Consider the following 23,454-nt stretch of genomic DNA (forward strand, 5'->3'; position numbering starts at 1 on the left):
AATATAATTGAATTATAGAAGTAATGAAAAAACTTCATCAATTGAAGTCGTTCCGTTACTAATAAGTTCCACTGCATTTTTTTGCAATGTGGTTAGGTTTTTCTCGATGACATAGTTTTCAATTGAGAACTGATTGTCTTTTATCGCGTTACTAAGTTCAGCAGTGACGGGTAGTATTTCATAAATTGCTTTTCTTCCAGTGTATCCTGTTTGATGGCAATGTTCACAACCCACTGGTTCAAAATGATGTGTGAGTGATTTTGGAATGTTGAAGCTTTTAGGGAAAATATCCGTTGAGACTTCTGATTTCACTTTACAGTGGTTGCATAACTGTCTGACCAATCGTTGAGCAATACTCATGTTGAGTGTGCCGGCAATCAAAAACGGAGGGATTCCCATGTCAATCAATCTCGAGATTGTCGCCCAGGCCGAATTGGTATGTATGGTGGATAAAACTAAGTGTCCAGTTAAGGCAGCTCTTATGGCCATGTTGGCGGTATCGGCATCGCGGATTTCTCCTACCATGATGATGTCCGGATCTTGACGAAGAAAAGTTCTCAGCGTAGCGGCAAAATCAAGTCCGATGTTTTCTTTTAATTGTACTTGAGTTATTCCTTCAAGGGTGTATTCGATAGGATCTTCTACCGTCAGAATGTTTACATTGGGTTGATTGAGTGCTTTTAAAGTGGCGTATAACGTTGTTGTTTTACCTGATCCGGTTGGTCCAGAAATCAAGAGAATACCGTTCGGCTTTCGGATGGCTTCATTATAAAGTGTCAATTCCTCCTCTGTAAATCCTAATGAAGATAGGTTGATATGATTGGCATCGCGGTTTAAAATTCTCAGTACTACTTTTTCACCATGCAAAGAAGGTAGTACCGAAACACGGATGTCAAAATCTTCATTAGGTGTATTGATTGTTATTCTACCATCTTGAGGTAATCGTTTTTCTGCGATATCGAGATGTGCTCTGATTTTGATTTTGTTAATTAGTACCGGATATTCTTCTGAAGGAATGAGGTAGTGTTCCTTTAGTTTTCCGTCGAGTCTGAAGCGGATACGGGCTGATTTTTCAAAAGGTTCAAAATGAATGTCACTACTTCCAATCTGTTTGGCTTCCATTAATATCTTTTCCAGGAAATCAGTTGAGTAGTGCATTTCTGACACGGTATCTGCCGTTGTTTTTCGGTAGTTTAATGATAGGTTCCTGTTGATGGCTTCGGTGGTTTCTTCATCAAGAATCACCTTGAGTCCAAATATGATTTCAAGTTCAGATTGTAACTGGTTTAAATCAATGGCGTCTGTTTTGAAAGTGATTTTATCACCTTCTTTTTTGTATGGTACAATTCTGTAATGGTATGCTTGGTCAACAGATACGAGCTGCAGGAGTTCGACAGGTATTAAATTCTCTTTCATTTTTAAAATGCATAAATTACAGCAAGGTTTGTGAAAAAACTCAATATATATAGTGCTCCAAAAAATAAGGACATGTAGCCTGCTAATGGTATAGAAGAGTTGTGTTTTTGTTTCGTTTTCAGAAAGAAATGGATTACCAATGAGAATAACATGGAGAATACTAAAAGAATTGCAAACGAGAACGGTGCAAATGCAAATGCCATAGAAATAAAAAACAATACATCCCCAATTCCAAAAGCTTCTTTTAGAAAATTGACCTTCATTATATAGTGAGCATATAGGAAAGCTATAGACAGTAGTATTGTAATGAATCCTAGGTTTAAAGCACTGTTCAATAATGTGATTTCTATTCCGTTCTTTTCAATATGGAGTATTAAAGCGGCTATACCAACTAATGGATACAAAAACCAATACACAAATCTGGATTTGTAATCCTGGACGAGTATTCCCGTGAAACAGATTACTATGAAGATCTTGACGAATACCATTAATCGTTTAAGGTTTGCTTTGGATTTCCGTTCTGATCAATTTCCCAAACATTGAACGTTCCGTTGCCGTTGAAATCAGTAACTGCAGTAGCGCGTGCCTTAAAGCTTGTGTTTGAGGCCTGAATGATTTCATAATGGTAGTTTGCACTTCCATTTTCCTTTACTGTTTTGGGCGTTTCGAAATCGAGTTCAGTTAGACTAGTGCTATATTTTGAGTTCATGAAAAAATATTGTTTTTCAGCATTGAAAATAGCTTTCAACTGCGTTTGTGCTTCAACACTTTTTGCTTTAGTGATTAGTGGCATAAGATTCGGCAGGGCAATCAATAGCAGTATTCCTATGATAGCCAGTACAATAAGCATTTCCTGTAGGTTGAAAGAAGCGACTTTTCTGAATGATTTTTTCATGACGGTAAATTTGGCTGCAAATATAATTTTTTTGAGACTATCTTTTAGTTAATGTTTTTTGTATTTCACTTTTTTGAAAAGGAGGATGTTGAAAACAAAATTGTATTACACAGCTACCTGAAAAAGTCTTTTAATGAAATTAAATATATTCTGTTAAGTAGTCAGGATTGTTTGTAAAAAAAGTATTTTTGTTTTACGTTCTTTCGGGATGTCGTTGTCCAACCAGTAAATCACCGATGCCAATTACCGTTACGCTTTCCAAGGACAGGAGAAAGACCCTGAATTGCGAAGCACTCACCGAACACTTATGTAAATAAGAGTCTGTGAGGTAAACAGAGATGGAAGCTTTTGAGTTGCGATTATGGGACGGAAGATTTGGGAGATGGCTGACTGTGGATCCTATGGGGCAGTATTTTTCGCCTTATTTAGGGATGGGTAATAACCCGGTAGGTAAGATTGATCCGGATGGTGGTGATACAGATGACTTCTATGAGAAATTAGATGCTGATGGTAATCCTACAGGAGAAATCGTTTGGTTTAATGGTAGCGATAAAATTGATGGTTACAATAATATTGGATCAGCTTATTCAGTTAAAGATAGTTATAATAATGTGATAGCTTTTGGTAACAGTGATTCAGGGAAAGTTACACAATGAGATATCAAATGGATGGGTAATAAGAAAGCGGGTGTTATTATCCTGTTGCTCAAGAGGCTATAGTTACTAATGTAAAGCCAGATAATGGTTTTTATGGAGCGTCTGTATATGGAGAAATGTGTCTAACAGATGATTGGGGTGACTTGCAAGCGCGACATCATAATGGATTAGATATAGTTTGTAAATTTGGAGGTCAGATAAATGGAGCCAATGTATATGCGTCTGTAAGTAGGCAGAGTGGGTTCTACAGGGAAAAGTAGTGGACCCCACTTACATTATGAAATTTGGAAAAAGGGAAATAGTAATAATAGGCCAAATCCAGCAACAATCCATTTGTTGATAATTTACCAAAACGATAAAAGATATGAAAGTACTAGGAACAGTGATGATTTTAATTTTTCTAGTTAGTTGTAATAATAACTCCGAAAATAAAAAAAATCTAGAATTATCGCCCGTGAAAAGCAAAGAATCATTGAATAATAAGGTTGTATCTGCTGATAGTCTTGTTGTAAAAACAGAGATAATAAATAATGAATTTGCAAATGCGCCTTTAGGAGAGTTTGATTTTTTTGATAAAAATTTATCTTCATTTTTTAAAGGCACCTATGATGTGCACAAGACTACGACAGTCAATAAATATACAGATGGTATTGATACGTTAATTACTTTTCAAAAAAGAAACTCTTCTGCAAGGTTTTATAAAACTAATGAAAAAGTGATGTTGGACAGTCTTAATGTTTCTGATAAAAGTTTTGTGACTTTAAAGTTCGGAGTTGATATAGGTATGAATAAAGATGAAGTTTTAAATTTATTTAAAGTTAATAAGAAAGATTCTTTTTCTGATACAATTTCAATTGTTGATGATGAAGGGAGTTCTTCTGTTCAATTTATATTTGTTGACAAGAAATTAAAAAAAATGTTAATCCTTCCATGGTAAGGCTTTTAATCAGGTCTTGATTTTTAATCAAAATTTCCTATGAAATGGATAGCAATGTAATGGTTTCCAGACTAATATTATAATTAAAAAGCAAGAGGTAAAATCTTGCTTTTTTCTTTTCATGATGTAAGGAAATTTTAATAAAAATATTCAATCATGCCATTGCGAATGAATTTTATAAGAACTAGTTTTGCGCAAAAAATAGTATAATGGAAAAATTAGGCTTTCTGAAAGGATTGATGACAGGGAAAAGATTACCGGTTGTTTTAGGTGCAGCGGCATTATTGTTGAGTTTATTCGGGTTGTTCAAGAGTTATAACAGTTCGGATTTAGTTTATGTTGATGTAAATAAATTGATCCAAGGATATAAAAGAACGGCTGGTGCCAAAGCTGAATTCGATAAAAAAGCAGCTACCATGAAGGCTAATATTGACTCTTTGGTAGCCGGATGGCAAAATGAATTGAAAGCTTACGAAAAAGAGCGTGCCTCTTTATCTCCAAAAGAATTGAAGTTGAAGCAGGAATTGTTAGGTAACAAGCAACAGCAAATCAACGGATATCAGGAAGCAATCCAAAAACAAATCCAAGAAGAGGATAAGAAAATTACACAAACCGTAATCAATGAAATCAATGATTACGTGAAAGAATACGGAAAAAAACACGGTTACAAAATCATTTTTGGAGCAAGCGGAGGAGGAAACATCATGTATGCTGATGAGTCAAGTGATTTGACCGAAGATGTATTAAAAGGTTTGAATGCAGAGTATGAAGGTAAAAAATAGTATTTTACTTTTTCTTTGCGTATTATTCATTTCTTCTTGCGGAAAATCATTTGATTCGCAGGAAGAAATGACTGCTTTTATCACTGATGAAGATAACGGATATCAGTACAAAAAAACGGTGAACGGAGTTGATTATACATTGCAATACCGTCCTACCGATTTACTGGTTAAGCAAGAGTTGTCAGATAAGTATACTGATAAACAGGTAGAAGAACTTCGTGCCCAATACGGGAAATACCTTTATTTCAATTTGTCGATGTCGAAAAACAACCAGGAACTTCTTAATGGCCTGGCGCGTGATAAAGAACGCTTCGGGCAGATGGTTAATGATCTTGCATTCGGGATGGAGGAGAAAGTTCATTTGTTTACCCCTAAGAAGGATACATTAGCCATGGCCGATTTCATTTATCCGCGTATGTATGGTATGACTGATGCTACTACCTTGATGATTGTGTATCCGAGAGATGAAAAATTCATGGAAGAAGAGTACCTGAATTTCACGATTGAAGATTTAGGACTGGATACCGGTGAAATAAAATTCAAAGTCAAAACCAGCGAGCTGAAAGACGAACCCCAATTACGATTTTAATATATTATATGAATACGAGTCATAAATTCAGAAGGGCGATTGCTACGTTCTTCTTATTGATTTTTTTACCAACGTTAGTGCCTGCTAATTTGTATGCAAATAACAATGGGCCTGTAGCTCCTGAGGCAGCCAGTTTTGAACCTGTGGATGCTACTGATATGGTCAACTTGGCAACAGGTGACATGTCTTATGTGATGCCGTTAATAAATGTGCCCAGCCCGGAAGGAGGCTATCCGTTAGCGTTATCCTATCATGCTGGTATTGCCATGGAACAGGAGGCTTCGTGGGTAGGTTTGGGCTGGACTTTGAATCCTGGGGCAATTAACAGATCTGTAAATGGTACTCCAGATGACTGGTTTCAGAAAAAGACTTCAGACTTTTTTTACGATGCAGGTGATACTGTTGATTCATTCTCTTTTTCAATTGGTGGAACTTTTGGGAATGGAGTAACTGTTGGTTTAGGAGCTTCCTGGGGTAGTCATCAGGCATTTGGTGGAAATGTTATGCTTGGTTATGGCGGATTAACTGGATCAATAGGGACAAATGGACAATGGGGTGTAGGTGTAGGTGGGTTTAATATCGGAACCAACGGGGCTAGTTTAGACGTAGGTTTGGGATCAGCTGGAGCTTATGGCCTTAATGTAGCGTTAAATTATGATGTGATCAATAATGATTTAAAAGGTAGTGTTGGTGTAAATACGGGGATATTTAATTATAGTTTGGATACGTCATTTACCACAGGAGAAACGAGTAGCAACTCTAATATAAGAATTTCAAAAAGTACAAATACTTCCACACAGGGACAGTATGATGTTAAAATTTCGAATAGTGAAACAGGAGTTAATTTGGGGATTTTCTGGTTTAATTATGGACATAGAAGGGTTGAATACTCTCTTTTTGATATCAATAATTTTACGGAATCGGGATCACTTTACCCTGAGGCTTATAAAATAGGCTTTCCTGATGAAACATTGAGACAAACATATAATAATGTCTTTTCACCAACGCTATCTGGGGATTTTAAGACCGATACTGAAATGACTTCGTTGGGAAGAGGTTATTCATTTGGTTTTGATACACAATATGAAGGGTATACTGGTTCTGGAGCTTTTGGATTGATTACTAATTATGATGGTTATAGAGTTGATGCCCAGGGAATGTCAGGGCAAATAATCCCTTATAATTTAAGTGAGGAATTTATTTCAAGACCCGGTTACAATGTAAGCCCTACTATAGATAATAACAATTTGTTAGGAGGGAAAATTAATTTTAGATTCTCAAGTTCCATTAATTCATTTTTAAGAAACAACAAACGGGAATTAATTTCAAACGGAACTGTTAATCAAGCCGCTTTTAATGCAATACGGGATGAGATTTTTGCTGGTAATCTTCCAAATCTTCCCAGACAAGGCAGTGTCTACAGTCAAACTGTAGCTCCTTCAGGAGACTTAATTAAGAATGGGAACAGGTTAAGAGAAGGTAGTTTTGTAGAAACGTTTACAAACGAACAGATTATTTCCGGAAATGCTCCCGGTTTTATTGAAGCGAAAAGTATTAGCAGGTCTGATAATCCTGATTTTACTTCGGAGCTTAAAGGAATTGGTGCTTATAGGGTAACTACAGTTGACGGAAAGACTTATCATTATTCGCTTCCGGTCTATCAGATGGAGTCCCATTTTAAAAGTTTGAGTGATAAAAACAACGAGAATTCTAAATTTTATGAGTCTTCGCAAAAATATAAATATGCTACTCATTGGTTGTTGACGGCAATAACCGGACCGGATTATATTGATTCAAATTTGAATGGACAGGTAGACGACCAGGATTATGGGTATTGGGTCGAATTTCAATACGGTAAGTGGTCTGATGGTTATTTGTGGAGGTCTCCCCATGTTGGTTATAAAGAAACTCCTTCTAAAAATCCAACGGAAGATCCTACTTACAGGTATTACTGGGGAAGAAAGCAAGTCTATTATCTGGATGTGATAAAAACCAGAACACATAGTGCTTTGTTTGTGAAAAAAATGAGGCAGGATGACGAGAGTAATACGTTGAGTATTTATAGTTCTAAAATTAATAATGCTACTGAATTTGACCGAAGTAAATGTTCAAGGTACGTCACCCAAAGAACCGATTTGAAGTTCGGTAGTAAGGGAGATGTGTTTTATTATGCTAACGGGACTTCATATACAGTTGCTCATAACAGGGTTAAAGGGAAAAGAGGTAAGTATGCTTATCTGGATATACCTAAAACTTACTCGTTAGCCCTGGATAAAGTTTTATTGATTAAGAATAAGGATTTAGATCTTGTAAATAAAAGCAGAGGGAATTTAACAACGAATTCTGAAGGATATACCTATGAAGGCTATGGCTATACTAATGTAAAAGGATATTTAGGAGAAGATTCTTTTATAATGAATATCAATGATTTATTTAGTGATACAGGAAGTGGTAATCTGAGCTATTTTAAAACCAACCTACACCAGAATGTATTGGATGAGAAAGATATTGAAGGGTTGAATATTGAGGGGAAATCAAGTAAGAACTTAAAGTTTATCCATAATTATGAATTGGCCAAGCAAACTGTCAACTCTAATTCGCCTCAAAAAGGAAGGTTAGCTTTAGAGCGTATAGAATTTCATGATAAGAATGATGTTTCTTATATGCCTGCTTATAAGTTTGATTACCACGATAAAAACTTGGTTTATAATAAATCAGATGAAGATGTTTGGGGTTATCATAAAACTAATTCGAAGATTTGGAGCTTGAGTAAAATAGAGACACCTACAGGGGGTGAAATTAATTTCGAATATGAAAATGATTCCTATAGACGTCAGGCTATTATCGATGAAAAGCCAAATGTATCTAACATTGTAAACAGACCGTATGGTTTTAAAAAAACTTCACAACCCCAATCTTATGGTTATTTAATAACTGACTTTATTAAGCAAGATGGTAAGCTTTATATAACTTCAAATACAAGTTACGATCCAAGTAATGGGTTTTCTACTTTTTTTCATAAAAATAAAGAAGTTAATTTAGAGTTTAAGCAAGGTACTCAAAGGTATTTTGATCGTTATGAAGTAGAAGATTATAAAATTACTAGACAAGGGCTTGATTCGAAGTTTGAAGTTACTTTAAAGCAAACTGAAAACACATTGTTTTATGGAATGATGGAACAGGATTTCTATCCTTCCAATTATAATTATGCGAACATAAATACTGATCCGCCAAAATTGGATATGGTTGGTTTGATTATCCCTTTTGATACCTATACTACCCCGGATTCCAGAACAGGTAATCCTGAATATTATTCTTCAAATGGTAAGCCTGGTGGAGGCTTAAGGGTTAAGTCGGTTTCACTAAGAGATAAGAGTTCCAATGCGATTATTTCCAAGGAAGATTATTCTTATTTAAATCCATATAGTGGGAAAATCTCAGGTATAACTTCCTATACTCCGTTTGATGAATATAAATTTATTCCGATGTTGACCTTTTTGCCTGCGCCTGGGGTCAATTATCAATATGTTACGGTTAGTAAAAAAAATGGTAATGATGAACTAGTATCGAAAAATCTTTATGAGTTTAATGTTATCAAGCCGGCTAATTATTGGTTTGGTCTTTCCAATGAAAATAACCAGTTTTTTAGTGGTGTTTCTTATGGAGATATTTTATATGCTAATGGGTATCAAAAAACATTTGTCAGTTATCGTACTGAGAATGGATCTCAAGATACTTATAATATGACGGGGCATTATGGAGAGCTTAAATCAAATTATGGTCTTTTGGGTGCATTAAAAAGATTAAAGATCTATAATAACCAGGGACAGGTTTTGTCCGAAAGAAGTGTTTGTTATAATAAGATAGGTGGAAATGGGACTGATGAAACTGGAGTTAAAGAATCCTCGTTCCTTAGCTCAACTTCCCATAGTACAACAGGGCAGGGTATATATGTGCATTTATTAAGTTTGCAAGATTATCCTAGTTTTGAAAAATCTGTTACGGTTCTTGAAAATGGAAAGTCTTCCACTGTATATTATGATAAGTATGATTTCCTGAGCGGTAAACTATTGGAAACAAGAAAAGAGACAAGTGACGGTAAGATATTTAAAACCAAAGTTGTCCCTGCCTATACAAAATACAGCGCAATGGGTTCAAAGACCGAAAATGTTAATAATCGTAACATGCTTTCTCAGGAAGCAGCTGAGTTTACTTATATTTTAGATAACAATGTATGGAAAGAAACCGGTGTTGGGATTACTACCTGGAGCAATGAATGGACGTATCAGGATATACAGGGTAACCTGGTAACACCAACGGCCGATAAGGAAAAGATCTGGCGTAAACATAAAATGTTTATCTGGAACGGACAAAAGGATGATGGTATCTTCCGAAATTTCAATGACGATTTCAATTGGAATATCGGAGTTGGGCAATCGTCTAATTGGAAGCAAATTTCAGAGGTAACTAAATATGACCACTATTCGATGACATTGGAAGCCAAAGATGTCAATAATAACCATGCGGCGACCAAAATGGGTGACAAAGAAACAAAGATTACTGCTGTGGGTAACGCTAAATACAATGAATTGTATTATTCTGGCCTTGAAAATATTGATGGTGTTTGGCTGGAACCGGGGATGAGTCTTAACGGTGCCACCCGTGATATTACAAAATCACATTCAGGAAAATACAGTTTGGCGGTAAACAGTCCGGGTAAACTTAATATTGACCTTAAAGACAACCAGCACAAAGCCGGAAGGTATAAGCTGAATGTTTGGGTGCATAAGGATAATGCCGGTTATGCAAGACTCTTGATTAATGGTGCTACAGTTAGTTTTAACGGTCCTAGCAAACAGGCAGGTGACTGGATTTTGAAAACGCATTATTTTGATATGACCACTGCGGCTACTACTGTTTCGCTTATTGCCAAAGCGGGGGCGACAGTATATTATGACGACATCATGCTGCGTCCTATTGCTTCATCGGTAACGGGATATGTGTATAATGAATGGGATGAGATGACACATATCATCGGAAATAATGGTATCGCGACCCGATTCGAATACGATGCAGCCGGCCGACTGGTTAAGACCTATGTGGAAGTGTTTGACGATCAGTCTAATGGATTGACCGGTGGTTTCAAACTTTCGTCAGAGAACAAGATACATTACAAAAATTTATAAAAAACATAAAAATAGTTTTGTAAATAAAAAAGATATATTAATTTTGAAAGTTCAAGGAGAAGATTCCAAAACAGTAGTTAAGGAGCTTATCACCCGATGTTAGGTTGGTTGTTTTTCACAAAATAGCTCTTCTCCTTTTCTTTCCTCAATTCATAAATAATTATGGACCATCTTTCCAGGAAAGATTTTATCAAGTTAAGTTCATGGGGATTTATAGCAGCGATGTTACCGGTTTCGGAACTGGGCGCGATTAACCGTGTTTTCAGTGCAGATTCCGTTCCTACCCAAGGAGGTTTTAAAGAAGCACAGCAATTGGCAAAACAGGCCAAAGAATTTTTCTATAAAAAAGACTATAAGAAAGCCGAGGAATTATACTTGGAGTGTATTAAACTTGCGCCTAATTATATCCAGTTTTACGATGCGCTGAGCAATGTATATGGTACTAAAAATAACCATTTGGCTGCGGCCGAACTCTTCAGGCAGGGTGTTTTGAAAAACCCAAGTAAAGGACAATTCTATGACCGTGCTGCGCGTTCATTGGTGCGTTTAGAACAAGGGAACCAGAAACAGGCCAAAATATTCAAAAAACAGAATAAGAAGAGCGTGTCGCTTGTAAACGATGCCGAAGAATTATACCGCAAGGCAGTTTCCCTTGAAGGTGTCAAGCCTTATTTGACCCAAGGAACTTCGAAGATCGCCAAAGCCAAAGAATCCCTTTCAGCTAAAGTCGCGCCTAAGGAAGCTGCAAAGCAAAAACATGCGCATGCCAAACAGGTTAACCAGAAGATCAAAGCAACTGTAGCGGTTAAGACCGATGCAGAAATCGAGGCTGTGATTGCCAAGTTGGATAGCAAAAGAAGGATCCCGCTTTATATGGCTTCGGAACAAACACAAAGAGCCTTCCATATCACCAAAGAAAAAAAGAAACACTTGCGTGTTTTATTGGACAGACATAAGAAAGATACTTCGAAAAGCCTTGTTTTGTCGCAAAGACTTTTTGATCTGGACCCATCAGACTCCCTGTCGTTTTTCCACCTGAAGAAGGCTTACCATGCCAATGGGAAGTACTTTGAACTGATCAAAGAGCGTCAGAAGTTCGCTGACAAACACCCTTCGGTTTACAGTTACCTTGGAGTGGTGGATGCCATCGAGGAGGCTTACGGAAAAGGGAAAGTAACGGCTGAATCTTTGAATAACGGTGTTTCGATCGCGAAAATGATTCTGGAGAACTACAACCTGGTAGACAAGACAGCAGTTGACGTAATGGATAAACTGGGTAAATTATATGTGGCCCAAAGAAATTATACGGAAGCCATCAGCATGCTGGAGAACACCATTTCAATTGTAACGACTAACTCACCGGCTGTGGTAAACAAATTGATTTACCGTTATGCAAGTGTGTTATTGGCTTCGGGTAATTTGCAGAAGGCGAGGGAAGTATTGGAGATCGGACTTAAGGAAGGAGAAGTTACCAGAACCAATTTCACAAAACTGAAAACCCTTTCGGAGAAGAAACAAAAGGAATCGTTCAAGCATAAAATCCCGTTGTACCATTTGCTTTACAAAGTGTACCACTCGGCAGGGGACAGGGAGCAGAGCGGAAGGATCCTGGCACAATTGAAACAATTCAATCCGAAGGATCAATTTGTCCAAAAGAGAAATTAAAAAATAGCAACTAACAATCAACAACAAAAGACGTTGTTTTTATGATAAAAAAACTTTTACTAGCAGGGTTATCCATTTTAAGTTTCGGTCTTCACGCCCAAACCGTTCTTACTACGCCGGTTACCTGGTCGCAAACTGTAGAGGACGCACAAACGGTTAGTATGAAGCCCGGTTTCAGAGCCAGTGCGATAACCAATCCGAACCTTACTTTTATAGCGAGAATTAATAACCAAGGTTCGACAGGTAATCCTTTGTTGTGTAACCAATATGGTAAAGTGGTGATCTCGGAAGTTCATTTTGATACGCATTTTAATGAACGTATTGAGGATAAGTACCACTATTTCGGAGAATATATTGAATTGTTCAATTCTTCAACTTCACCAATTGATTTAACAGGTTGGATTATCAAGGATAACCATACGGAGTTTACCCTCACGGCTGATGCTGTTAACGGGGATTTCATTATTCCGCCGGGCGGACATAAGATCATTACTTATGGTGGATTCAAGTGGTATGGAGCAATGTCAGATCAATATCCGGGACAGACAGCAGGTGGAGCGCCGAATGCCATTGGTGGCAGGGCTAAATTCGAAGAATTGTTCCCTGATGTACTAACGACAAGTGGCTATAATACAGCCAACAGCATAGTGTTGCAAAATACGATGGTTTTGTTCAATCTGGAAGATAAAGTATCACTTCATGCTCCTAACGGGAAACTTGTGGACCAGGTTTATTATAAACAAGATCAAGTTAACAACTTGCATGTAGGTTATGATGATGCTAACCGGGCTGAAATTGGTCCTTACTTGAGTAATGATGACGGAGGAGTTTTTAAAGGCCCCTTAGGAGGTATCCCAGCGCGAAACCCTGACGGAAGTTATATATTGGATGGTAGCGGAAACAGAACTTATACGGGAATTGACGATAATCTTAGAAAAGCGATTTACCGCTCGACTGTCGAGGGTTATTATGCTGGAGGAACAACAACTTTTGCTGTAGCTACGGCTTCACCGGGTAAGAGCCCGCAAGTTGCAGTTCCCTTGATGCCATTGGATCCCAATATGACTTCAACCACATTTGTGAATCCCAATAATGATAACAATACCGAATCCTTCGCTTTTGATATTAAAGACGGGAGTATAATTGGTCATTCCAAAACCTATTTTGATGATTTGGGCAAGCCAAAAGTGTCAGTGACTAAGGATTTTCAAACGAATCTGACTTGGGGAACCGAAACGGTTTATGATGATTTTGGGAGAAGATGGAAAGAATCATTTCCTGCACCAACCTGTATGGGGTTTGATAATGTGAAGTATTTGTCGGATGCCACATACAAATCACAGTTTGTGGATAAATATTACAGTGATAATAATACTTACGAAACGCATCAAGCCACAGCGCAACAGCCTTATTCAGAAATCAATTATGATAACAATTTGAATCCAGGTAATACAATCAATACTGTTGGAGGAAATAAGATTGACAATGAATGGAGGACCGGTTATTCGTATACGATTCCTGCGGCACAGGAAATGTATTATGTATACGGTTATAATTATTATGACGGAGCGGTCAATAACGGAAAAGAAGAAGTGATTACTAAATTCTTCAAATCGGTGAGTGTGGATGCTAACGGAGTGGAGAATGTGGCTTTCACTGATGGAGAGGGTAAAAGATTAGCTACTGCCCGTTCGGGAGGGTCAACCAGTTATCCGGTATATTCGTTGATTGGAACCCAAGGGTATGTGGATGTACATATTCCTGCAGGAGCTCCTGACGGTGTTCTTCTTGGGAGTAATGTTACTGCAGATTATAAAGTGTTTGATTTGAAAACCGGTTTGCAGATTACCCCAACACCTACGACTTTGGCATCGGGTAATGGCTACCGTGTTGAGGCGACGACAATCCCAACGGCAGATCCTAAAGTATATATAGAGCAAACTCCATCTGGAGGTGCCATTACTTACGATAATGGTGCTAAAGGAGTATCGTATAATGTGAATTATTATGAGTATGCGGTTAATGTGTATAACAAAACTGGACAATTGATGAAAAGTGTGCAACCAAACGGTTATGAACTTAATACAGTTGTTAAAGATGTTCCGTTACATATGAATCCTTTGACTAAGGCATTTATTTCGACTTTTACTTATAATGATCAAGGTCAACTAAAAGAGGTGGAAAGCCCTGATGAAGGTATTAGCAAGTTTGCTTACCGTAAAGACGGACAAATCCGTTATTCGCAAAGCGAGATGCAGGCCGATACTAAAGTTTCTTATACTAATTATGATGAATATGCCCGTGTAGTAGAAAGCGGTGTGGTAACAGATACACAGGGTATTTGGATGCAAGCATTGCTAAAAACTGATGACCAGATTTTAATTTCTGGGACAGTATCTGAACTGAGAGGGATTGTTTATGATTATCCAGAGAATAACCGGACTTCTGTTATGATCCCGTCGAGCTTGTCTTTGCTAAATGTATTAACGGCTGAAGGGATTAATGTGGCTAATTATGTTCAGGAAAATCTAGAAGGTAATGTAGTGATTGCCTTTAGTAAGGTGAGCTCATTCATTAATACGATGACATGGTACAGTTATGATACTTTCGGTCGTGTAGTCTGGATGGTGCAATATAATGATGGATTAGGAGCTAAAACGATACATTATGAGTATGATTATAAGGGGAATGTGAGTAAAGTGATTTTTCAAAAAGATAAAGCTGCTGAATTTTTTGCGCACCGTTGTACATATAACTTAAACAATATGTTGACTAAAGTAGAAACATCTACTGATAATAGCAGTTTTATTGCCCATGCTGATTACGAGTATTATGTATCGGGTGAATTAAAACGTACTAATATTGGTCAGGGAGTACAGGGATTGGATTATGTGTATACATTGGGAGGTCAACTTAAAAGTATTAATCACCCAAGCTTGGAGCAGGCCAAAGATCCTGGACATGATGCAAATGATATATTTGGGGTTATTTTGGACTATCACAACGGAGATTATCAGAGATCTAATACCAGTATTGCGTCTTCACCTACTATTGCCGGAGCTAATCAGGATTTTAACGGGAACATCAAGGCGATGCGCTGGGCTAACAAAGATGATATAACCGGAGGTGTGGCCAGTCAAAAAGCTTACACATACAATTATAACCGAAACGGATGGTTGACTGATGCTACTTTTGGCAGTACTGATAATACAGGTGCTATTACACCTTCAGGGATGTTTAAAGAAGGGGCATTAACCTATGATGCCAACGGTAATATTAAAAGTCTTCTGCGTACAGACAATAGTTCTCAGGCCGTGGATGTCCTGGATTACAGTTATGTTGCTGGAAATAACCAATTGAATAGTGTTAATGATACAGGGATTGCTACATCTTCAAATAATTTGGATTTAGAAGGGAATACGGCTTATGTATATAATGCCATTGGACAATTGGAGAAAAATGCCACTGAAAATTTGGAGTACTTTTATAATACTCAAGGATTGACTACTGAAGTAAAAAAATCAGGAGTTACTCGTGTAAAATTCTATTATAATGAGCGTGGACAACGTGTTAAAAAAGAGTCTTTCGATGCTTCAGGGATATTACAGTTTACAGACTATTATGTGCTTGATTTCTCAGGGCAATCTATGGCGATTTATAATAAACTGGCAGCAGGAAACGTTGTGCAGAAAGAGTTGCCTATTTATGGGTTGGCTCGTTTAGGTGTCTATTTGAGAGACAGCCAAGGGGATTTTATGAAATATGAAATTACCGATCATTTAGGAAATATAAGAGCATTGGCACAGAAGAAAGTAAGCGGTACAATGTATATGTATGCCGACTATTATCCGTTTGGTGAAAAACTGCCAACTCGTGATAATATAACAGGAGTATACCGTTATGCTTACCAAGGACAGGAAATGGATGGTGAAACCAATATGGAAGCTTTTCAGTTGCGTTTGTGGGACGGTCGTATAGGAAGATGGTTGAATCCTGATCCTAAAGGACAATTTTCAAGTCCATATGTCGGTATGGGGAACAATCCAGCTCAAATGATAGATCCTGATGGGGGATGGTGTTATGATGCGCAAGGAAATAGTATACCTTGTGGTGGTGATTTTAGTCAGTATAATAATATTTGGAATCATACAACTGTGCTGAGTGAAATTGCTGTAGCTAATCACAATTACTTTAATACTTACGGACCTATGAGTGAGTATGAAGGTAGTACGTTTAGTGGAGCTGTAGGAAGTATGAATTTTGATTATACAAGGTCATTCTTTCAAGTTAATGGGAAGGCTACATTTCATGAAGTTAATTTTTTCAATAATACTAATAAAGGAGGGATTTTATATGGTCCGCTTTCTGCTGATTTGGGGGCTGATTATTCTTTTTTGAAAGGCAAAGCAACTGTGAGAGCTGGTTCGAAAAATTTTAATACCTACGATGAGTTTAGTGGATGTATTGGTTGTTTAGAGGCCAATACTACAACAGGAATACTTGTTGGAGAAGGAGGGAAGTATGGTTTTGCATCGGAAGGAAATGCAGGAGCTTATATTGCTAAAGGTGATTGGGTTATGGGTACAACAATTTTAGGAGTAAAGGTAAGTTATACACAAGGAGGAAGTCTCATGTCTGCACATGCTGGGATATCAAGAGCGCTTTATTATGATAATAGTACAGGTAATCTTGTTGTTAAAGGGGGTTTTAATCTTGGTTTTGGAATTGGTGTGCATAAAGATGCCGCTTTAGAAGTTCCAGTTAAAGCATTTTATGAATATTTTAAAAAATAGAAATTTATGATAAATAGTGTTGTTGTTTCGTTTTTTTTTATTGCTTTAAATTATTTTTTGTTTATGTTTTTGAACAAAAAAAGACAAAATAAAATTGTTTTTTTTCTTGTTTTATTATTTTGTATTGGAATGTTATTTTGTGTAAAATTTTTTTATAATAATATTTTAATCAAATTTTTTTTAATTGATAAAGGGACTTTTTTGATTTTGTGTTTTGTCAGTTTTTCTTTGATTTTGTTAGATTTTATTAAGGGTGTTGAGTCTGAAATGATAAATGTTTTTAAAGAAAAATTAAATATTAATATGGAAGGATTTCTTAAAAAGGAACTTGTTTTGATCTATATAATAGCTACTATTTCACAATTAATTATAATTTGGAAAGGATTGCCTCAAATTAAGTAAATTTTAAAATCTCATGCTTTGAGAGATGTTATATCAAACAAAAAACACCCGCTTTTAAGCGGGTGTTTTTTTTGTTATGAGAATTAATCCAAAAGTAGATTGAAAAAGAAAGAATTTTTTTCACAAAAGAATAGTGCTTAAGAATTCCAAAATCTTATTTTTGCTGTCAGTTTTACTTCTCATTACAATCTAATTTCCTTTGTTTTGCCGGATGGATAGCGTCTTTAAGATGTTATTGTGTTCAAAGCGTTGATTTTGAATAAGATATGTTTTAGGACAATCGTAAAATGTTTTAAACTCAAAAATAAAGTAATAAAATTAAGTACTATAGCAACTTGAAAGTTGCTGTTTTTTATATAAACAGGAATACAACCCAAAAATTCCAAAAAGCGATTGCATTTTCTTTTTACTGATTTTTCTTCCCTACACTATTACCAACTAATGGGTATTTTTCAGATTATTGTTCAATGTAGGTTGCTTGTATTAGAAAAGATATTGGACTAGGTTTTGATGATGTTCAGTCCTGAAACGATAGTTTTGCGTTATCCCTTTTAATCCGTACTTTTACCCCCAAATTTTTAAAAATGAAAAAAATAGCATCCGGTTTGTTGCTTGTTTTGCTGATGGCTTGTCAGTCTATAAAAATCAATAAGGAAAATTACGATGTAACCAACAGCACTGTTGAATTGGGAAGTATTGGTTCGGTAAAATCGTCGTTTACTAAAAATACCTTTGAAAGTACTGCTTTTCCTGTATTGGAAAATAAAATCCGCTTAAGTGTTGAAATAATTCCGTTTTCCAAAAAGACGGCCAAAAGTTATCTTAAGAAAAATAAATACAATCAGAATACCGCGAAGTTGAATTATGTTGATAGTTTAGATGTGAAACCTGAAATGGTGGTTCTTAAAATAGCCGATAAACTGGGTTATGTCAACGAATTGAATGAAACCTATAATGAAAAGGTTTTTACTTTATTGTCGAATACTTCGGATGTTAAGGTGGTTTCTTCCATAGCAGTTTACCTTTCCAATGAAGATTTACTAAAAATCAAACAGGCTGATGCTCTTTATCTGGTGAATAATCTGGACAAGAAATATACGGTTGCGTTGTTTAATGAAGGGAAAAAGACCGGAACGCTCGAATTGAAGCAGGATCGTGTATTAGGGTATCAATCCGGTTCATTTTGCTGGTCTTCGAATGCTAAAGGGAAGTGGTATATTGCCGATGTGGTTAATTCCGGAAGCTCTTGCCAAGGGAAGAGCTTTTCAAAAATCAAGGAAGACAAAAGAGAAGAGAGTTTATTTAAAATGTAATGATGATTAACAAAGAGAAATTGCTTGTTAGGTTGTTGGCTTTTTTTACTTCTTTTCTTTTTCTTTCATGCGAAGAAATTTTATTGGAAGATGATATTTCAGAAGAAGAAATCGTTTTGGTGGCACCACAGGATAACGCACAGTTTAATACAACAACTGTGAATTTGAATTGGGAGGCTGTTCAATATGCCAAAAAATACCAAATCCAAATTGCAAAGCCTAACTTCGATGCTCCTTCCCAAATTTTGGTGGATACCGAGGTGACCACGCTTACGTTCACAACTCAGTTGAATATCGGAACCTATCAATGGAGGGTAAGAGCAATTAGCGGAAATACTTCAACACCTTTTAAGACCAGAACTATTACTATAGCAGATAATTCTAATTTTCAGGATAATGTTGTGTTGTTAACATCACCTGCCAATAATTTTATTACCAAAGTACCCACTCACAATCTTCAATGGCAGTCAGTTATTGGTGCTACAAATTATCAATTACAGATTTATGATTCTACTAACACGATTGTAACGAATCAGACTTTAAGCGCCACTAATTTTAACTATTCTTTTCATGATGGTAGTTTTACCTGGAGGGTAAGAGCCAGTAATGGTTCAGAAAATACTTTGTATAGTGCTAATTCAATACAAGTAGATACAACTGTACCCAATACTCCGACTTTATTAGCGCCAGCAAATGCAAGTTCCACTTCAGGGACCAGTCTAACCTTTAGCTGGTCAAGAACGAATATTTCTGGCAGTGCCGAATATGATACAATTTATATTTATAAGAATAGTGCTTTAACCGATTTGCATTCTGAAACACAGGCGACTAGTGGATATACTACTACATTGCCATCAGGGACGTATTATTGGTTTGTGAAAGGATTTGATGTTGCAGGTAATGAAGGAAACAGAAGTACTGTATATAGTTTAATAATCAATTAAAATGAAGAACAAGAAAAGTATTTATATATTGTTGCCTCTGGTACTAGGTATCTGGGGAAGCGTATTATATCAATTCTTTTCATTCTCAGAGCAGGAAGAACAGTTAAACACTGGGTCGGTTCATCCTGTAAATCTTTCTCCAATTAAAAAGTTTGCAGCCGATACTAGTGAAATAGATGTTAATTTCAGAGACCCATTTCTTGGAGGGAGTTATCAGTCTGTATCAACAAATTCAACTTCTTCAAATGGTAGACCCGTTAAAAGTGCTAAAAAGGTGAAGCCACAGATTAAAATTAAAGAACCTTTGGTTTGGCCAGAGATCAAATACAAAGGAATTGTTTCTGATACGAAAAACAAGAATAAGGTTTTTATGCTTGTTATCAATGGGCGTACTTATTTGATGAAGATTGGCTCAACTGAGAATGAGGTTACTTTGATTGAAGGTGACCGTGAAACCATTGATGTGAAATATAAAAATGAAGTCAATTTGTTCGTAATTGAAGAATGAAAATGATTTTCAAAAGGTTAAGATCAGGTGCTCTTCAGTTTACGGTTTTTATTGCGGTACTTATCGCATTGTTGCTGTCGGGAATGATTTTGTATGCTTATACTCTTGGGTATTTCAAACAACAATCCAAAGCTTCTATCGAAAATTTGCAGTTGGCAAATAATGGGATTGCCTCATTGCTATATCAGGAAAAAATATCTACCGATACTGCTAAAGTTCAACTTAGAGAACATGGTTTTCTTAGTGAATCTTATCTTTCACAATGGGGTAGTTTTCAAAAAGCATTTGTCAGAACAAGCAACAGAAAAAAGGTATTTGAAAAAGTAGCTCTTATTTCCGGTATTTTTAACGCCAAAACATCACCAACATTATGTCTTAAAGAAAACTATAATCCGTTAACGGTTGTGGGTCAAACTATAATAAAAGGAAATGTTTTTTTGCCATCACAAGGTGTCAAGCCGGGATATATTAACGGCAACAGCTTTTATGGTGGACAATTAATTAATGGAACAGTTAAGGTTAATGGGCCAAAACTTCCGGAGTTTAATGTTGATTTTATTAAAGTATTAAAAGGTTATTTTACTACGAATCAACCTTCTGAACCAATAGGAAATCTTATTCAAGGTATACATAGTAATTCTTTCAGAAAAGCTACACGCCTCTTGTATTCCAATTCGGAAATTATAATTGACAATGTAAGTGTTACGGGTAATTTCATTCTCAAATCTGATAAAGTAGTGCATGTAAAAGCATCAGCGAAACTAAAAGATATTATTATCATTGCTCCTGAAGTAATTATTGATGATAATGTTAAAGGATGTTTTCAAGTTATTGCTTCCCGTACAATTAGAATTGGACGAGGTGCTGAATTAGAGTACCCATCTGCTTTAGTCCTAATTAATGATAATGCAGTTAGTGATAGTAATGAAAATGAAGCAATTCTCCAACTGGCTGAAAATGCTATAGTAAACGGGAATGTTTGCTTTTTGAAGCAATATGAGCAAATGAGTAATTTTAGGACTAATGTGCTTTTTGAAAAAGGGGTAAGGGTAACCGGTCATGTTTTTTGTAATGGAAATCTTGAAATTAGAGGGAAGATATCAGGAGCTGCATTTGTAAATCAGTTTGTGGTGAATGAGGCAGGTTCTGTTTTTGTAAATCACATAAATAACGGGACTATCGAAAATGTAACTATTCCGGAGATATATTCTGGTTTATTGTTTGCGAAACAAAAGAAGGGAGTAGTGAAATGGTTGTATTGAGGAAATTACGTTCGGCTACGCTTGTAGAAGCTCTTATAGCAACGGTGTTAATTGTAGTTATTTTCATGGTGGCCAGTACTATTTTGAATAATCTTGTTCTGAATACCTATTCTAAAAAGGAATTTATTGTGAATTATCGGTTGAATGTTTTAGAATATGAGCTGCAGAATCATAAACGACCTGTTCCGTATAGTGAGGAATATCAAGGTTGGAAAATTGTGATTAATAGCAAAATTATAAATGGAATTACCACGTATGAAATTATAGCTGTTAATGCCAAAGGAAATGAAGTAAAGAGGGAGAGAGTTTATGAGTAAGAAACTACAATCTTTTACGTTGGCTGAATTGATAGTCGTAATGATTATCACCGGTATTGTGGTCGGTTTAGCATTTTCAGTATTGCGCATCATTCAGAAACAAATCGAAGTTATTGGTAAGGATAATGAGAAAGCTGTCGAAGTTGTTTTTCTTGAACAAATGTTATGGAGTGATTTCAATCGTATGCAAATCGTTGAAACAACACACTTGAGACAATTGAAGATGAAGTCAGAATTGGATAGTGTTGTATATGACTTTAAAGAAGATTTTGTGCTTAGAAATAGAGATACAATTCGCGTTAAGGCAACCATAGAGAATGTTTTCTTTGAATCTGTTACCACTCGAACTGGTACAATTGATGCTGTTTCGGTTTCTTGTGAAAATGAGATAAAAGGATATAAGATATTTGTGTTTAAGAAGAATGATTTGGTTTTTTCAAGAAAGGAGATTATAGATGGCTTTTAAAATAGAAAACACGGAAGCAAAAGTATCGGGTGGAAAATCTTTTGATGGTGGACTAGATGGTATTCTAAAGAAAGAAATTGAAATTTTCGGTAAGAGCTTCGGTTCAAAAAAGAAACAATATTTTTATCAGGAGTTAGCAGTATTGCTAAAAGCAGGGGTTAGTCTTAAAGATGGTTTGGGACTTATATCGGAATCCATTAAAAAGAAAAATGACAAAGAACGTATCGAAAGTGTTTTGAATGATTTGATACAAGGAGCATCTTTTTCTGATTCTTTGAAAAAGACGGGTCAATTCTCTGAATATGAAGTTCAATCATTGAAAATTGGTGAAGAAACGGGTAATATTGACAGGATTTGTGAAGAGTTAGGGGTTTATTATGCTCGTAAAAATGAACAAAACAGAGTGATCATTGCCGCTTTGACTTATCCTTCTATCGTGTTGTGTACCGCCATGTTGGTTGTTGTATTTATGCTTACTTATGTAGTGCCGATGTTTGAAGATATCTTCAGGCAAAATAATATGGAGTTGCCATTTTTGACTAAAATGGTGGTTCGCTTATCCTATCTTTTAAAAGAGTTTGGTCTTTATTTTTTGGTATTGATTTTGTCTTTTTTGTTTTCTGTAAAGTTCTTTGCGAATAATCCAGTTTATAAAAAAATCACTGATAATGTTTTACTTAAAACCCCTTTGGCAGGAACTTTTGTAGTTAAAGTTTATATGGCGCAATTTATTCAGGCTGTTGCACTCTTAACTGCTTCCAAAGTACCTATGTTGACTAGTATTGAAATGGTTTCAGAAATGATAGGATTTGTGCCTTTGCAAGAATCTCTCATAAGGATCAAACAAAGGATTATCTTGGGGAATTCTTTGAGCGAAAGTATGAAAGGAGAGATGTTGTTTGACAACAGAATTATTTCTCTAGTAAAAGTAGCAGAAGAAACCAATCAAACGGAATATGTCTTTAAGCAATTGAATGAGCAGTTCAGTCAAGAGCTTTTAACGCAATCCAAAACATTGTCAACTGTGCTTGAACCGCTCATTATCTTAATTGTTGGTGGGTTGGTGGCTGTTTTGTTGATTGCAATGTATTTACCAATGTTTCAGTTGAGCAGTGTTATTGGCTAATGGAGAATAAATGAAAATATTCCAATCAATAAATGGAATGCCAAAAAGCAAAATTATTTTTTGATTTTAGTTTCTAGTATTGACTAAAAAACTATTTTTGCACCCGAATTATTCCCTTGTATACTATATCAATAATTTATCAGTTTGATTGATCATAGCTGTGTGCTTACGACTATGAATACAATTTGCGAATTTTC

The 23,454-nt window shown here is 36.0% G+C and carries 18 protein-coding genes; 15 read left to right on the plus strand and 3 right to left on the minus strand.

The genetic code is table 11. The features are described from left to right. Positions 1-12: 12 nt before the first annotated feature. The 3 genes from ACS8MM_RS14910 to ACS8MM_RS14920 form a co-directional block, all read right to left on the minus strand. Positions 13-1,416, minus strand: coding sequence for a GspE/PulE family protein (locus tag ACS8MM_RS14910; RefSeq protein ID WP_379718350.1), 1,404 nt, complete (start codon positions 1,414-1,416; stop codon positions 13-15). A gap of 2 nt (positions 1,417-1,418) precedes the next feature. Next, positions 1,419-1,832, minus strand: a complete 414-nt coding sequence (locus ACS8MM_RS14915; RefSeq protein WP_379718353.1) for a hypothetical protein — start codon at positions 1,830-1,832, stop codon at positions 1,419-1,421. 71 nt (positions 1,833-1,903) lie between these two features. Next, on the minus strand, positions 1,904-2,311 hold the full coding sequence (locus ACS8MM_RS14920; RefSeq protein ID WP_379718356.1) for a type IV pilin protein: 408 nt from the start codon (positions 2,309-2,311) through the stop codon (positions 1,904-1,906). A gap of 338 nt (positions 2,312-2,649) precedes the next feature. On the opposite strand from ACS8MM_RS14920, the gene ACS8MM_RS14925 reads away from it, so the two are divergent. From ACS8MM_RS14925 to ACS8MM_RS14995, 15 genes are all read left to right on the plus strand, one after another. Next, on the plus strand, positions 2,650-2,967 hold the full coding sequence (locus tag ACS8MM_RS14925; protein WP_379718359.1) for a hypothetical protein: 318 nt from the start codon (positions 2,650-2,652) through the stop codon (positions 2,965-2,967). Between the two features lie 364 nt (positions 2,968-3,331). After that, positions 3,332-3,904, plus strand: coding sequence for a hypothetical protein (locus ACS8MM_RS14930; RefSeq protein ID WP_379718362.1), 573 nt, complete (start codon positions 3,332-3,334; stop codon positions 3,902-3,904). Between the two features lie 209 nt (positions 3,905-4,113). Next, positions 4,114-4,686 (plus strand): OmpH family outer membrane protein, encoded by a 573-nt coding sequence (locus ACS8MM_RS14935; RefSeq protein WP_250601657.1) that lies wholly within the window; start codon positions 4,114-4,116, stop codon positions 4,684-4,686. Next, positions 4,670-5,275, plus strand: coding sequence for a hypothetical protein (locus ACS8MM_RS14940; protein WP_379718365.1), 606 nt, complete (start codon positions 4,670-4,672; stop codon positions 5,273-5,275). Before ACS8MM_RS14935 ends, ACS8MM_RS14940 begins: the two co-directional genes overlap by 17 nt. Before the next feature lie 8 nt (positions 5,276-5,283). After that, positions 5,284-10,461 (plus strand): hypothetical protein, encoded by a 5,178-nt coding sequence (locus ACS8MM_RS14945; RefSeq protein ID WP_379718368.1) that lies wholly within the window; start codon positions 5,284-5,286, stop codon positions 10,459-10,461. A gap of 162 nt (positions 10,462-10,623) precedes the next feature. After that, positions 10,624-12,126 (plus strand): tetratricopeptide repeat protein, encoded by a 1,503-nt coding sequence (locus tag ACS8MM_RS14950; protein ID WP_379718371.1) that lies wholly within the window; start codon positions 10,624-10,626, stop codon positions 12,124-12,126. A gap of 41 nt (positions 12,127-12,167) precedes the next feature. Continuing rightward, a complete protein-coding gene (locus ACS8MM_RS14955) occupies positions 12,168-16,919 on the plus strand; it encodes a lamin tail domain-containing protein (protein WP_379718374.1) in 4,752 nt (1,583 codons plus the stop codon). Positions 16,920-16,925: 6 nt separating this feature from the next. Then, positions 16,926-17,321, plus strand: coding sequence for a hypothetical protein (locus ACS8MM_RS14960; RefSeq protein WP_379718377.1), 396 nt, complete (start codon positions 16,926-16,928; stop codon positions 17,319-17,321). A gap of 584 nt (positions 17,322-17,905) precedes the next feature. Continuing rightward, positions 17,906-18,634, plus strand: coding sequence for a hypothetical protein (locus tag ACS8MM_RS14965; protein WP_379718380.1), 729 nt, complete (start codon positions 17,906-17,908; stop codon positions 18,632-18,634). After that, positions 18,634-19,578 carry a hypothetical protein gene (locus tag ACS8MM_RS14970; protein ID WP_379718383.1) on the plus strand — a complete coding sequence of 315 codons (945 nt, stop codon included), beginning with the start codon at positions 18,634-18,636 and terminating at the stop codon, positions 19,576-19,578. The genes ACS8MM_RS14965 and ACS8MM_RS14970 overlap by 1 nt, the downstream gene beginning before the upstream one ends. A gap of 1 nt (position 19,579) precedes the next feature. Continuing rightward, positions 19,580-20,086 carry a hypothetical protein gene (locus ACS8MM_RS14975; RefSeq protein ID WP_379718386.1) on the plus strand — a complete coding sequence of 169 codons (507 nt, stop codon included), beginning with the start codon at positions 19,580-19,582 and terminating at the stop codon, positions 20,084-20,086. A gap of 2 nt (positions 20,087-20,088) precedes the next feature. Then, a complete protein-coding gene (locus ACS8MM_RS14980; RefSeq protein WP_379718389.1) occupies positions 20,089-21,348 on the plus strand; it encodes a hypothetical protein in 1,260 nt (419 codons plus the stop codon). Then, a complete protein-coding gene (locus tag ACS8MM_RS14985; RefSeq protein WP_379718392.1) occupies positions 21,336-21,665 on the plus strand; it encodes a hypothetical protein in 330 nt (109 codons plus the stop codon). The genes ACS8MM_RS14980 and ACS8MM_RS14985 overlap by 13 nt, the downstream gene beginning before the upstream one ends. Next, positions 21,658-22,131: a type II secretion system protein gene (locus ACS8MM_RS14990; protein WP_379718395.1), complete on the plus strand. Its 474-nt coding sequence runs from the start codon at positions 21,658-21,660 to the stop codon at positions 22,129-22,131. Before ACS8MM_RS14985 ends, ACS8MM_RS14990 begins: the two co-directional genes overlap by 8 nt. Next, a complete protein-coding gene (locus tag ACS8MM_RS14995) occupies positions 22,121-23,257 on the plus strand; it encodes a type II secretion system F family protein (protein WP_379718398.1) in 1,137 nt (378 codons plus the stop codon). The genes ACS8MM_RS14990 and ACS8MM_RS14995 overlap by 11 nt, the downstream gene beginning before the upstream one ends. Positions 23,258-23,454 lie beyond the last annotated feature (197 nt).

The organism is Flavobacterium sp. MAHUQ-57, assembly GCF_051908335.1.
Taxonomy (GTDB): Bacteria; Bacteroidota; Bacteroidia; order Flavobacteriales; family Flavobacteriaceae; genus Flavobacterium.

Bases quoted from the DNA above. Each gene is read 5' to 3' on its own strand.
- ACS8MM_RS14910 (WP_379718350.1), bottom strand. From the start codon at position 1,416: ATGAAAGAGAATTTAATACCTGTCGAACTCCTGCAGCTCGTATCTGTT.
- ACS8MM_RS14920 (WP_379718356.1), bottom strand. From the start codon at position 2,311: ATGAAAAAATCATTCAGAAAAGTCGCTTCTTTCAACCTACAGGAAATG.
- ACS8MM_RS14925 (WP_379718359.1), top strand. From the start codon at position 2,650: ATGGAAGCTTTTGAGTTGCGATTATGGGACGGAAGATTTGGGAGATGG.
- ACS8MM_RS14930 (WP_379718362.1), top strand. From the start codon at position 3,332: ATGAAAGTACTAGGAACAGTGATGATTTTAATTTTTCTAGTTAGTTGT.
- ACS8MM_RS14935 (WP_250601657.1), top strand. From the start codon at position 4,114: ATGGAAAAATTAGGCTTTCTGAAAGGATTGATGACAGGGAAAAGATTA.
- ACS8MM_RS14940 (WP_379718365.1), top strand. From the start codon at position 4,670: ATGAAGGTAAAAAATAGTATTTTACTTTTTCTTTGCGTATTATTCATT.
- ACS8MM_RS14945 (WP_379718368.1), top strand. From the start codon at position 5,284: ATGAATACGAGTCATAAATTCAGAAGGGCGATTGCTACGTTCTTCTTA.
- ACS8MM_RS14950 (WP_379718371.1), top strand. From the start codon at position 10,624: ATGGACCATCTTTCCAGGAAAGATTTTATCAAGTTAAGTTCATGGGGA.
- ACS8MM_RS14955 (WP_379718374.1), top strand. From the start codon at position 12,168: ATGATAAAAAAACTTTTACTAGCAGGGTTATCCATTTTAAGTTTCGGT.
- ACS8MM_RS14960 (WP_379718377.1), top strand. From the start codon at position 16,926: ATGATAAATAGTGTTGTTGTTTCGTTTTTTTTTATTGCTTTAAATTAT.
- ACS8MM_RS14965 (WP_379718380.1), top strand. From the start codon at position 17,906: ATGAAAAAAATAGCATCCGGTTTGTTGCTTGTTTTGCTGATGGCTTGT.
- ACS8MM_RS14970 (WP_379718383.1), top strand. From the start codon at position 18,634: ATGATGATTAACAAAGAGAAATTGCTTGTTAGGTTGTTGGCTTTTTTT.
- ACS8MM_RS14975 (WP_379718386.1), top strand. From the start codon at position 19,580: ATGAAGAACAAGAAAAGTATTTATATATTGTTGCCTCTGGTACTAGGT.
- ACS8MM_RS14980 (WP_379718389.1), top strand. From the start codon at position 20,089: ATGATTTTCAAAAGGTTAAGATCAGGTGCTCTTCAGTTTACGGTTTTT.
- ACS8MM_RS14985 (WP_379718392.1), top strand. From the start codon at position 21,336: ATGGTTGTATTGAGGAAATTACGTTCGGCTACGCTTGTAGAAGCTCTT.
- ACS8MM_RS14990 (WP_379718395.1), top strand. From the start codon at position 21,658: ATGAGTAAGAAACTACAATCTTTTACGTTGGCTGAATTGATAGTCGTA.
- ACS8MM_RS14995 (WP_379718398.1), top strand. From the start codon at position 22,121: ATGGCTTTTAAAATAGAAAACACGGAAGCAAAAGTATCGGGTGGAAAA.